The following is a 12,208-nucleotide window of genomic DNA, read 5'->3' on the forward strand; positions in this document are numbered from 1 at the left end:
TCGATCCTGCAAAACTATAAACTGTCTGGAGGAAGAATGGAGCGGGTGAAGCGATTCGAACGCTCGACCCCAACCTTGGCAAGGTTGTGCTCTACCCCTGAGCTACACCCGCTCATCAACCGCGATCCTGGGGTAGTGTCTGGATCGTGGGCCGTCCGTCTTGCGGCGACGGGCGCTATATGGCCTAACCGATTTTCAAATGCAACAGGGAAATGACGGATCATCGCGAAAAAAATGCAGCGCCGTGACAACAGCCTGAGAAAGCTCAGCTTTTCCGGGCTTTTTGGGCGGCAGAAAGATTGCGGGATGTCGGTCTTGGGCCTATGCCTCCAAGAAAAAGCAGCTAGATGACCGCCATCAGACCCGGACATTTCAAACGAGGCCCCCATGACGACGCCGAAAACGCCCGACGATCTCTTCCGCTTTCTCGACGAACTCGGGATCGCCCATAAGACGAAGACCCATCCGCCGGTCTTCACCGTTGCCGAATCGGTGTCGCTGCGCGACGAAATTCCCGGCGGGCACACCAAGAACCTCTTCGTGAAGGACAAGAAGGACAACTTCTTCCTGCTGACGGTGGAGGAAAATGCCTCCGTCGATCTGAAGACCGTGCATACGATCATCGGTGCGGCGAGCAAGGTCTCCTTCGGCAAGCCGGAAAAGCTGATGGAATATCTGGGCGTCGTCCCGGGCTCCGTGACAGCGCTCGGCGCGATCAACGACACCGGCAAGAACGTGACCTTCGTGCTCGACAAGGATCTGATGGAGCATGACATCATCAACTGCCATCCGCTGTCGAACGACGCGACGACCTCGATCGGGCGGGATGACCTGATCCGCTTCATGGAGGCGACGGGGCACACGCCGCTTGTCTTGAAAGTCACGGCCTGACATACGATCTTAACGGCAAGAATGGCAGCCTCTCCGAAGGCTGCGACACAGGCGGGAGATGCACGATGAGCGATTACGGCAACCCTTACGGCGGCTATGGCAATCAGACCATGACGGCCAATGCGCAGTTTGGTGCCGCTCCGGCAGGCTCGGCCCCGGCCCCGGCCGGTGATCTGATCAAGGACACGACCACCGCGAATTTCGCTCGCGATGTCATGGACGAATCGCGCAACCAGCCGGTGCTCGTCGACTTCTGGGCGCCCTGGTGCGGCCCGTGCAAGCAGCTCACGCCCGTCATCGAAAAGGCGGTCAAGGAAGCCGGTGGCCGCGTGAAGCTGGTCAAGATGAACATCGACGACCATCCTTCGGTCGCGGGCCAGCTCGGCATCCAGTCGATCCCGGCCGTCGTTGCCTTCGTCAACGGCCGTCCGGCCGATGGCTTCATGGGCGCGCTGCCCGAAAGCCAGGTGAAAGCCTTCATCGACAAGGTGGCGGGTCCGGCCGGTGCAGATCAGGCAGCCGAGATCGCGGCAGTCATTGAAGAAGCATCGACCCTGCTCGCTGCCGGTGACATCGACGGCGCAGCACAGCTCTACGCCGCCGTTCTGCAGGCCGACCCCGACAATACGCAGGCGATCGCTGGCCTCGCGGAATGCATGATCGGCGCGAACCAGCACCAGCGGGCGCGCGAACTGCTGACGCAGATGCCCGGGGAGCTCGCCAAGGCACCGGAAGTGCAGGCGCTTCTCAAGCGCCTCGACCAGATCGACGAAGCCCGCAAGCTGGGCGATCCGGTAGCGCTTGAACACACGCTGTCGCTGAACCCCGACGATCACGAAGCGCGCATGAAGCTCGCCAAGATCCGCAACGTCGAAGGCCGTCGTGAAGAGGCGGCAGAGCACCTGCTTTTGATCATGAAGCGGGACCGCACCTTCGAGGATGACGGCGCGCGCAAGCAGCTCTTGCAGTTCTTCGAAGTCTGGGGACCCAAGGACCCGGCAACGATCATGGCGCGCCGCAAGCTGTCGTCGATCCTCTTTTCGTGAGCCGCCGCGGGCCTTGAGTTTTGGGTTCGGCGACCCAGATAGAAGCAAGAATGAACACCGGCATAAGTCCGGACAGGATGTGCTTCAATGCAAGTGGGAAATGCCCGATATCTGACGGCTGCGGACCTTCCCGAAACGGTCCCGGTCTTCCCCATCTCCGGCGTGCTGCTGCTGCCCGGCGGCCAGCTCCCCCTGAACATTTTTGAGCCGCGTTATCTGGCCATGCTCGATGCGGCGATGTCCGGTAACCGGCTGATCGGGATGATTCAGCCCGCCATGACCGAGGTGCAGGCCAATATCCTGCCAGAGCGCCCGCAGCTCGCTCCGGTCGGCTGCCTGGGACGAATCACCTCCTTCACCGAAACCGGTGATGGCCGTTACATCGTGTCGCTCGCCGGCGTCTGTCGCTTCCGCCTGATGGACGAGGTCTCGACCTCCAAACCCTTCCGGACCTTCCACATAGCGCCCTTCGTGGCCGATCTGACAAGCGGCGAAGACGACGGCCAGATCGACCGCGCGGGACTACTGGCGGCCTTCCGGGCCTATCTGGAGGCGAACAAGCTGGAAGCGGACTGGGAAAGCGTCGAGCGGGCATCCAACCTCACCCTCGTGAATTCGCTATCGATGATGTCGCCCTTCGGTCCGCCGGAAAAGCAGGCGCTGCTCGAAGCCCCCGACTTGAAGACCCGCGCCGAGACGCTGATTGCCATCACCGAAATCGTGCTCGCCCGCACCTTCGGCGATGGCGACACCATGCTGCAGTGAGCCTATGCCCGACAATCCGACCAGCCTCGTCGATCCGAAAATGCTCGAGCTCCTCGTCTGCCCGCTGACGCAGGGCATTCTCAAATGGGATCGCGAGAAAGGCGAACTGATTTCGGAGAAGGCGCGTCTTGCCTATCCGATCCGGGACGGCATACCGATCATGCTGGTCTCCGAGGCGCGCAAGCTGGAGATGCCGGTCTGAAGCCGGCCCAGGACGCGATAGCGTCCTGGTTTCATCCGACCATCAGATACTCTGTCCGCCGAGCAAGCGGGGACGGTTCTGCCCGGACGACCCGGCGGCCTCGCGGATGAAGTAGTTTTTCAGCCCCGGGATGCGATCGACCACGCCGAGCCCGAAATCGCGCAAAACCCGGATCGGCGTGACATCGTTCGAGAACAGCCGGTTCAGCACATCCGTCGTGACCCCCATGCGGAAGGTGTCGAAACGGCGCCAGATCTGGTAGCGCTCGAGCACATTGACCGAACCGATATCGAGGCCCAGGCGATCCGCCTCGACCACGGTCTCCGCGAGTGCGGCCACGTCCTTGAAACCGAGATTGAGACCCTGGCCCGAAATCGGGTGTATGCCATGGGCTGCATCACCGGCGAGCGCCAGTCGCGGCGCGATGAAGGCACGCGCGAGCGTCAGCCCGAGCGGGAAGGCACGACGGTCGGGCGTCGCCCGGATCGTGCCGAGCTTGTGTCCGAAGCGCCGTTCGAGCTCCGCCTCGAAGAGCAGGTCGTCGGATGCGACGAGGCGATCGGCATCTTCGGTGCGCTCCGTCCAGACGAGCGAGGAGCGGTTGCCCTTGAGCGGCAGGATGGCGAACGGACCTGCGGGCAAGAAATGTTCTTCCGCAACACCCTCATGCGGCCGCTCGTGCTCCACCGTGGTGACGATGCCGGATTGGCCATACTGCCAGGTGACGGTCTTGATGCCGGCGAGATCACGAAGCTTGGAGCGCACGCCGTCGCAGGCGACGACGAGACGCGAGGCCATGACCCGACCATCCGACAGGGTGAGTTCGGCACTGGGGCCGGTATCGCGAAAGCCGGTGGCGCGCAGCCCATGTTGGATGGTGATGCCGCGCTCGGCACAGGCATCGCGCAGAGCCGCGACCATGCTGACATTCGGGATCATATGCGCAAACGGCCGGCCATCTTCGACGGCGCCGTCGAAGGTCAGGAAGACGGGGCGCACGGGATCCGATGTCTTCGAATCGGTGACGATCATGCGCGTGATCGGTTGCGCGTCCGGCTCGATCCGATCCCAGAGGCCGAAAACATCGAGCATCTTCGTTGCAGCCGCGATGATCGCAGACGCGCGCGGATCCTTCTTCCAGGCCTCTTCGGGCGCCGCTTCGATGACCTCGATCGCCAGATGCGGCGCGGCCTGCTTGATCGCAACGGCTGCGGAGAGCCCCACATAGCCACCGCCGACGACGAGCACATCCAGCATGGCACATTCCTTTGTTCTTGTAGACCTGATGACACCTATATAGATCAGCCTTGAACGGGTGCCTATAAGCGGAGCAATGCATTATGTCGCAGCCATCTGGCCAGACCAAACCCATGCAGGATCTGATCGAGCGTCTCGATCTGGAAAAGCTGGAGGAAAACCTGTTTCGCGGCAGCAGCCCGCAAAACGGCTGGCAGCGGGTCTTTGGCGGCCTTGTCATTGCGCAGGCATTGATGGCGGCGCAGCGCTGCGTCGAGCCTGACCGCATCGTGCATTCGCTGCACGCCTATTTCATGCGGCCCGGCGATCCTTCCATTCCGATCGTCTATCAGGTCGAGCGCATCCGGGATGGCTCGTCCTTCACCACGCGACGCGTGGTTGCCGTTCAGCACGGCAAGGCAATCTTTTCCATGTCGGCCTCCTTCCAGGTGGAAGAACCGGGCTTCGATCATCAGATCTCCATTCCGAATGTCCCGGCCCCGGAAACGCTCATGGGAGAGGCGGAGTTTCGCGCGGCCTTCCTGGCCCAGGCACCGGATACGGTGAAGAAATACTGGGGGCGCGAGCGACCGATCGAGATCCGCCCGACATCGCTCACCCATTATCTCTCGCGCGAGAAGCTGGAACCGCAGGCCCATATCTGGGTGAAGGCCTCAGGTCTGGTTCCGGATGATCGGCACTATCAGGCCGCCATCCTCGCCTATCTCTCGGACATGACGCTGCTCGACACCTCGCTCTATGCGCATGGTACCTCGATCTTCGATCCCGAACTGCAGGTGGCGAGCCTCGACCACGCCATGTGGTTCCACCGCCCCTGCCGGCTGGACGACTGGCTGCTCTACACCCAGGACAGCCCCAGCGCTGCCGGCGCCCGCGGAATGACCCGTGGCAGCATCTTCACCCGCGATGGCAGGCTGGTCGCCTCGGTCGCTCAGGAGGGGCTGATCCGCAAACGGGCAAATGACTAAAACGGCATCAAATATCATTTTATGCCTATTTTTTATGCGCACATTGCGCATTCAATTGCCCGTTTATTAGCTTCCCTCTACAGAGCCTTTAGATTTCAATAACTTATATCGAAATCTGAATCTGGCACGCCTTTTGAATGTCACTCGTCAGTCGCTGCGCGAATGTTCCAGCCGGCGGCAAGGAGAGTCGGCTCCGAGCCGAGGACAAGCAAAGGATGGGAAACCAGATGAAGATTGTGATGGCTATCATCAAGCCGTTCAAGCTGGACGAGGTACGCGAGGCCTTGACGGCTGTGGGCATCCAGGGCCTGACCGTTACCGAGGTCAAGGGCTATGGCCGCCAGAAGGGGCACACCGAAATCTACCGCGGCACCGAATACGCCGTCAGCTTTCTGCCGAAACTGAAGATCGAGATCGCTGTCTCGTCCGAACTTGCCGACAAGGCCGTTGAAGCCATCGCTTCCGCCGCCAAGACCGGCCAGATCGGCGACGGGAAGATCTTTGTCTACTCGATCGATCAGGCCGTGCGCATCCGCACCGGCGAAACCAATACCGAAGCGCTGTAAGAACGGCTGTAAGGGGAGTTGTTACTGATGTCACTTGCCAAGTTGAATTCCAACCTCATGCGCCTTGGCGCCGCGTCTGCAGCCATGCTGGCGCCGGTTGTCGCCTTCGCGCAGGAAGCTGCACCGGCTGCAGCCGAAGCCGTCGCAGCAGCGCCGGTTCCGAACAAGGGCGACACCGCCTTCATGTTCCTTTGCACCATCCTCGTGCTCTTCATGCTCATCCCGGGCCTCGCACTCTTCTATGGCGGTCTCGTCCGCGCCAAGAACATGCTGTCCGTCCTGATGCAGTGCACGGTCATCGGTTCGGCCATCATGCTGATCTGGGTGATCTATGGCTACTCCTTCGCCTTCGGCGGCTCGGAAAGCGCTTACTTCGGCGGTTTCGCCAAGCTCTTCCTCTCCGGCGTGACGCCGGAAAGCACGGCGGCCACCTTCTCTGACGCCGTCATTCCGGAATACATCTTCATGCTCTTCCAGATGACTTTCGCGGCCATCACCCCTGCCCTGATCGTCGGCGCCTTTGCCGAGCGCATCAAGTTCTCGGCAGCGGTGCTGTTCTGCATCCTCTGGGTCACCTTCGTCTACTTCCCGGTTGCCCACATGGTCTGGGACGCCAACGGCCTGATCTTCGGCTGGGGCGCACTCGACTTCGCCGGCGGCACGGTCGTTCACATCAATGCCGGCGTTGCCGGTCTGATCGGCGCGATCATGCTCGGCAAGCGTACCGGCTACGGCAAGGACATGATGGCTCCGCATTCGATGACGCTGACGCTCGTCGGTGCAGCCATGCTCTGGGTCGGCTGGTTCGGCTTCAACGCGGGCTCGAACCTTGAGGCTTCGGGCGGCGCCATGCTCGCCACCGTCAACACCTTCATCGCGACCGCAGCGGCTGTCGTCTCCTGGTGCCTGGTTGAAACCTTCACCCGCGGCAAGGCTTCGATGCTCGGCGCTGCTTCGGGCATGATCTCCGGCCTTGTTGCCATCACCCCGGCCGCCGGCATTGCCGGTCCGATGGGCGCGATCGTCATGGGTCTGCTCGTCTCGCCGCTCTGCTACTTCTTCGTCGCCGTCGTGAAGAACAAGTTCGGCTATGACGACACCGCAGACGTCTTCGGCGTACACGGTGTGGGCGGCCTCTTCGGCGCCATCGCCACCGGCGTCTTCGCCTCCGCTTCGCTGGGCGGCATCGGCTATGCCGAAGGCGTGACCATGGGCGGCCAGGTCATGACGCAGATCTACGCTGTCGTCGTCACGCTCCTGTGGTGCGGCATCGGCTCGATCATCCTCTACAAGCTGGTCGATCTCATCGTCGGTCTGCGCGTACCGGTCGAAGCCGAACGCGAAGGTCTCGACCTCGCCTCGCACGGCGAAGCTGCCTACCACAGCTGAGACCATCCAGGGTCTCTCATCAGAAATGCGGCAGCGCCCGGGTCTCATCGCCCGGGCGTTTTCTGTTGTGCATTTGCCCGCCACACCAGAGGCCTGCATGGTTAATGCACCATTAACCCTCCCTCCTGTAGGGTGCTGGATGGCGATCCCGGCTGAAGTCGGGCGTCCGAAGGCATTCCCGGCAACAGGACGGACAGTTACCCCATGAGCAGAAGCCAATCCGCAGCACTTCCGGAGCATTCCAACCGCTCCGCGTTGTCGGCGTTCTTGTTTCGGCAGGTCTTCGCGCTGGCCGGCTTCGCCCTCTTCCTGCTGCTGGTGCTCTCGGTGGCAGCGCTGGCGACCTGGAACGTGTCCGACCCCAGCCTCTCTTATGCCACCGACAATCCGCCGACCAATATCCTGGGCCTGCCCGGCGCCGTCTTCGCCGATCTGATGATGCAGTTCTTCGGCCTCGGCAGCCTGCTGGCGCTTCTGCCCGTGCTGGCCTGGTCCTTCGCGCTCATCGGCGGCCGTCAGCTGAACCGCATCCCGGCCAGGATAGGCGCTTGGCTCGCCGGTGCTCTGGTTGCCGCGGCGGCCGTCGGCTGCTTCCCGCCGCCGACCACCTGGCCCTTGCCGAGCGGCACCGGCGGCGTGCTGGGCGACCTCATCCTGCGCTTTCCGGCCCTCTTCATCGGCGCCTATCCCACCTCGACCTTCGCGATGGCCCTGGGCAGCATCCTGGCAGTCCCCGCCACATGGCTGATGCTCTTTGCCTCGGGCATTGTCGGCAAACCGATCGAGCGACTGGAAGACGATGAGCCGGTGGCACCTGTCGCGCGCCGCAAGGCAAAGGAACCCGTTTTCGAAGACGAGGACGTAGAGGACGAGCCCGAGGGACCGATTGCCCTGATGATGGGCGCCGTCACCCACAACTGGTACACCGCCCGCGCCCGCGTGAGACGCCTCTTCGGCCTGAAGACGAACGAGCGCCGCGACCGTGACTTCGATCAGCCCTACGACTTCAACGACGACGAATTCGGCACCCTGAACGAGCCGACACGGGCAAAGGCGCCGCCGCTCAACGCGCGCGTCGAGCCGTCGCTGGATGGCGCACCCGCCCGTCCCGCGGCTCGGTCCATCGTCTCGCCGCCGCCGATGTCGGCCGGCCATTTTGACGACGAAGACGACGACTTCGATCTCGACGACATGCCGCGTCCAGCCGGCATTCTGCCGGATGATAATGCCCGGCTCGTTGCACGGGGTGCTGCAGCCTCGCCGCGCGTTGCCGCGCCTGCCGCCCGCCCGAAGCCCGGTCCGCGCGTCGACCGTGACGCCCAGGGCTCGCTTCTGCGTCCTGACGGTTTCCAGCTGCCCTCGGTGCATCTTCTCGCCGAGCCGCGCGCCGTGACGCGCGACGCCAGCCTCTCGGCCGAAGCGCTCGAGCACAATGCGCGCTTGCTTGAAGGCGTGTTGGACGACTTCGGCGTCAAGGGCGAGATCATCCATGTCCGCCCGGGCCCTGTTGTCACCCTTTACGAACTCGAACCGGCGCCGGGCATCAAGTCGTCCCGCGTGATCGGCCTCGCCGACGATATCGCCCGCTCGATGAGCGCGATCGCCGCCCGCGTCGCCGTGGTCCCGGGCCGCAATGCGATCGGCATCGAACTGCCGAACCAGACGCGCGAAACCGTTTATCTGCGCGAGCTGATCGGCAGCCGCGACTTCGATGGTAACAAGGCGAAGCTCGCCATGGCACTCGGCAAGACGATCGGCGGCGAACCCGTGATCGCAGACCTCGCCAAGATGCCCCACCTGCTCGTGGCCGGTACGACCGGTTCGGGTAAGTCGGTTGCGATCAACACCATGATCCTGTCGCTCCTCTACAAGATGACGCCGGAACAGTGCCGCCTGATCATGATCGACCCGAAGATGCTGGAACTCTCCGTCTATGACGGCATCCCGCACCTGCTCTCGCCGGTCGTGACGGATCCGAAGAAGGCGGTCGTGGCGCTCAAATGGACCGTCCGCGAGATGGAAGAGCGCTACAAGAAGATGTCGAAGATCGGTGTCCGAAACATCGATGGCTTCAACACGCGTGTCGCCCAGGCGCTGGAGAAGGGCGAGGTGCTGACGCGCACCGTCCAGACCGGCTTCGACCGCCAGACGGGCGAAGCGATCTACGAGACGGAAGAATTCGACCTGCAGCCCCTGCCCTATATCGTCGTGATCATCGACGAAATGGCCGACCTGATGATGGTCGCCGGCAAGGACATCGAAGGTGCGGTGCAGCGTCTCGCCCAGATGGCGCGTGCCGCCGGTATCCATGTCATCATGGCAACGCAGCGCCCCTCGGTCGACGTTATCACCGGCACGATCAAGGCCAACTTCCCGACCCGTATCTCTTTCCAGGTGACATCGAAGATCGACAGCCGCACGATCCTGGGCGAGCAGGGCGCAGAACAGCTGCTCGGCATGGGCGACATGCTCTACATGGCCGGCGGCGGCCGCATCCAGCGTGTCCACGGTCCCTTCGTCTCCGACCACGAGGTCGAGGAGATCGTCGCCTATCTGAAGACGCAAGGGTCCCCGCAATATCTGGAAGCCATCACCATCGATGATGACGAAGACGGCGAGGATGGCGGCGGCCCCGTAGGCACCGGCAATCTCGGCGAGTCCGACGACCCTTATGACCAGGCGGTGGCGATCGTCCTGCGCGACGGCAAGGCATCGACCTCCTATGTGCAGCGCCGCCTTGGCATCGGCTACAACCGCGCCGCCTCGCTGATCGAGCGCATGGAGAAGGAAGGCATCATTGGCCCGGCCAATCATGCCGGCAAACGAGAGATCCTAGTCCCGACGGAAGAGTGAGCCGAGAAGATCGGGTTCCCCAATGGAACATCAGGGGCCCGCACGAGTTGCCGCAGCGGCACTGGCATTCATGGCCATGAAGCCGCCGCCTTTTTCGGCGAAAACATGAGCATATGAAGGAGTACCGCATGACCAACAAAACTGTAAGCGACGCCCGCATGCCAGTGGTGGCCAGCCGTCGCCAGTTCGTGCTGGGCACGGCAGCATTCATGGCTTGCGCCGCCCTGCCGTTCCCCGTCTTTGCCGCACCGACGGCAGCACAGCAGATCGCCGACCACTTCTCCAGCGTGAAGACGATGATGGGCGAGTTCGTCCAGTTCGGCCCGCGCGGCGAGCAGACGGGCGGCAAGTTCTTCATTGAGCGTCCGGGCAAGCTGCGCTTCAACTACGAGAAGCCCTCGCCGATGCGCGTCATTTCCGACGGCAAGAACGTGGTCATCGGCAATATGAAGCTGAAGACATGGGATCTTTATCCCCTGAACAAGACGCCGCTCAGCCTGCTTCTCTCGGAGCGCATCGACCTCGGCAACCAGATGGTTCGCGACGTGAAGCAGGAAGCCGATCTGACCACCATCGTGCTTGGCGACCGCACCATCTTCGGCGATTCGACCATCACCTTGATGTTCGACCCGAAAACCTTCGAACTGCGGCAGTGGACGATCACCGACATGCAGAAGAAGGACACCTCCGTGATGATCTTCAACGTGCAGAACGGCGTGAACCTGGATCCGAGCGTCTTCGAGATCCCCTATGCCGAAGTGCATGGTCAGAAGCGCGGCGGCTGATTTCAGGCACGCGAGTTGTGGAGAAGGCGGCAGACCGCAAAGGTCGAGCCGCCTTTTTCTGTTCATGGCCCGGCTAATCCCCTAAACACGCGGAGGAACCTGGAAAGCGGACGCCATGACACTCTCGATCTCCACTTGGAACATCAATTCGGTGCGCCTGCGCCTTCCGATCGTCGAGGACTTTCTGAAGCGGGCCAATCCGGACATCCTCTGCCTCCAGGAGATCAAGTGCCAGAACGACCAGTTCCCGGCCGACGCCATTGCCGCGCTGGGCTACGGCAACATCGTGATCCATGGCCAGAAGGGCTATCATGGGGTCGCGATCTGCTCAAAGCTGCCGCTGACCGAAGATCACCGGCAGGACTATTGCGGCGTCGGCGACAGCCGCCATATCTCGGCGATCTTCGAATGGGCCGGGCGCCGGATCCGTATCCATAACTTCTATGTTCCGGCCGGCGGCGACGAACCCAATCGCGAGATCAACCCGAAATTCGGCCACAAGCTCGACTTTGTGGAAGAGATGAAGCTGCTCTCCGCCGAAGCGGAACCGAACACTGCCTCCATCCTTGTCGGCGACCTCAACATCGCGCCGCTCGAGCATGATGTGTGGTCCCACAAGCAGATGCTGAAGATCGTCAGCCACACACCCGTCGAGACCGAAGGGCTGCTTGACGTCATGCGCCAGGGCAAATGGGTGGACCTGATGCGCCAGCAAGTGCCGGCCTCGGAAAAGCTCTACACCTGGTGGAGTTACCGGGCGAAGGACTGGGCCGCAGCCGACAGGGGTCGTCGCCTTGACCATATCTGGTCCTCGGCCGATCTGGCACCGATGCTCAAGGGCATCGATGTCCTCAAGGAAGCCCGCGGCTGGACGCAGCCGTCCGACCACGTGCCCGTGACGGCACGCTTCGACGCTTCATAGCAGGCGATATAAAGCTGGCTGTTCAGTTGAAGCGGGGTGCCAGCGCTTCCGAGCCCTCGATCAGGGCGGCAAGCGACTGCTTGATGCGCCCCTCGACCTGTCGGGCCATCTGCGGATACTCTTCCAGAAGCCTGTGAAACAGCGTGCGCGTGATGCGGATGACATCGACATCCTGGACGGCCACCGCCGTGTATTTCCGCTCCACCATGGTCACGAGCGCGAGCTCTGACAGCATGATACCCTCGCCGACGCGGGCTTCGAGATGCGGCTTGCCGTCGCGGCCGATGACATAGAGTTCGATCTCGCCACGCGCGATGACATAGGCGCATTCGGCCGGTGCTTTTTCCCGGAAAAGCGCCTGCCCGGCCGCCACCTGTCGGTGCTCGGCCCCGAAGGCGATCAGGCGAAGCTGATCCATGTCGAGCCCGGAAAAGAGCGGCAGCTGCGCCAGGAGCTCGATATCATCGCTGAGTGCCATGGACTTTCCTCTGCGGATGCTCTGCAGATTGCATCCGACGTCACTGTCCATAACGTAAAACGGGGAGAGTGACGACCCGTTGGCGC

The 12,208-nt window shown here is 62.4% G+C and carries 12 protein-coding genes and 1 tRNA gene; 10 read left to right on the forward strand and 3 right to left on the reverse strand.

What is annotated here, in order from left to right; all coding sequences use genetic code 11:
- Nucleotides 1-37: 37 nt before the first annotated feature.
- A tRNA-Gly gene (locus M1E12_RS18700) sits at nucleotides 38-112 on the reverse strand.
- A gap of 275 nt (nucleotides 113-387) precedes the next feature.
- Between M1E12_RS18700 and M1E12_RS18705 the strand changes: the two genes are divergently transcribed.
- The 4 genes from M1E12_RS18705 to M1E12_RS18720 all read left to right on the forward strand — a co-directional run bounded on the left by M1E12_RS18705 (nucleotide 388) and on the right by M1E12_RS18720 (nucleotide 2,904).
- A complete protein-coding gene (locus M1E12_RS18705; protein ID WP_136539244.1) occupies nucleotides 388-891 on the forward strand; it encodes a prolyl-tRNA synthetase associated domain-containing protein in 504 nt (167 codons plus the stop codon).
- A gap of 65 nt (nucleotides 892-956) precedes the next feature.
- Nucleotides 957-1,937, forward strand: coding sequence for a thioredoxin (gene trxA / locus M1E12_RS18710; RefSeq protein ID WP_479562880.1), 981 nt, complete (start codon nucleotides 957-959; stop codon nucleotides 1,935-1,937).
- Nucleotides 1,938-2,024: 87 nt separating this feature from the next.
- Complete coding sequence (locus M1E12_RS18715; protein ID WP_479562881.1) at nucleotides 2,025-2,702, forward strand: LON peptidase substrate-binding domain-containing protein; 678 nt, start codon at nucleotides 2,025-2,027, stop codon at nucleotides 2,700-2,702.
- A gap of 4 nt (nucleotides 2,703-2,706) precedes the next feature.
- Nucleotides 2,707-2,904, forward strand: coding sequence for a Trm112 family protein (locus M1E12_RS18720; RefSeq protein WP_136539238.1), 198 nt, complete (start codon nucleotides 2,707-2,709; stop codon nucleotides 2,902-2,904).
- A gap of 42 nt (nucleotides 2,905-2,946) precedes the next feature.
- Here the strand turns inward: M1E12_RS18720 and M1E12_RS18725 are convergent, their stop codons facing one another.
- A complete protein-coding gene (locus M1E12_RS18725) occupies nucleotides 2,947-4,191 on the reverse strand; it encodes a ubiquinone biosynthesis hydroxylase (RefSeq protein WP_479564918.1) in 1,245 nt (414 codons plus the stop codon).
- Nucleotides 4,192-4,244: 53 nt separating this feature from the next.
- Here M1E12_RS18725 and tesB point away from each other — a divergent pair, with 53 nt between their 5' ends.
- The 6 genes from tesB (at nucleotide 4,245) to M1E12_RS18755 (ending at nucleotide 11,644) form a co-directional block, all read left to right on the forward strand.
- The gene (gene tesB, locus M1E12_RS18730) at nucleotides 4,245-5,129 is read left to right on the forward strand and encodes an acyl-CoA thioesterase II (RefSeq protein WP_479562882.1); all 885 of its coding nucleotides are present in this window, start codon (nucleotides 4,245-4,247) and stop codon (nucleotides 5,127-5,129) included.
- Between the two features lie 215 nt (nucleotides 5,130-5,344).
- The gene (locus M1E12_RS18735; protein ID WP_162760140.1) at nucleotides 5,345-5,695 is read left to right on the forward strand and encodes a P-II family nitrogen regulator; all 351 of its coding nucleotides are present in this window, start codon (nucleotides 5,345-5,347) and stop codon (nucleotides 5,693-5,695) included.
- A 27-nt stretch (nucleotides 5,696-5,722) separates the two neighbouring features.
- Complete coding sequence (locus M1E12_RS18740; protein ID WP_113459062.1) at nucleotides 5,723-7,084, forward strand: ammonium transporter; 1,362 nt, start codon at nucleotides 5,723-5,725, stop codon at nucleotides 7,082-7,084.
- A gap of 204 nt (nucleotides 7,085-7,288) precedes the next feature.
- Entirely contained in the window at nucleotides 7,289-9,937 is a 2,649-nt protein-coding gene (locus M1E12_RS18745) for an FtsK/SpoIIIE family DNA translocase (RefSeq protein ID WP_479562883.1), read from the forward strand.
- A 128-nt stretch (nucleotides 9,938-10,065) separates the two neighbouring features.
- Nucleotides 10,066-10,722 (forward strand): outer membrane lipoprotein carrier protein LolA, encoded by a 657-nt coding sequence (locus M1E12_RS18750; protein ID WP_377344234.1) that lies wholly within the window; start codon nucleotides 10,066-10,068, stop codon nucleotides 10,720-10,722.
- 115 nt (nucleotides 10,723-10,837) lie between these two features.
- Nucleotides 10,838-11,644 (forward strand): exodeoxyribonuclease III, encoded by an 807-nt coding sequence (locus M1E12_RS18755; protein WP_479562884.1) that lies wholly within the window; start codon nucleotides 10,838-10,840, stop codon nucleotides 11,642-11,644.
- Nucleotides 11,645-11,666: 22 nt separating this feature from the next.
- Here the strand turns inward: M1E12_RS18755 and M1E12_RS18760 are convergent, their stop codons facing one another.
- Entirely contained in the window at nucleotides 11,667-12,122 is a 456-nt protein-coding gene (locus M1E12_RS18760; RefSeq protein WP_479562885.1) for a cyclic nucleotide-binding domain-containing protein, read from the reverse strand.
- Nucleotides 12,123-12,208 lie beyond the last annotated feature (86 nt).

Source organism: Rhizobium sp. K33 (genome assembly GCF_056501445.1).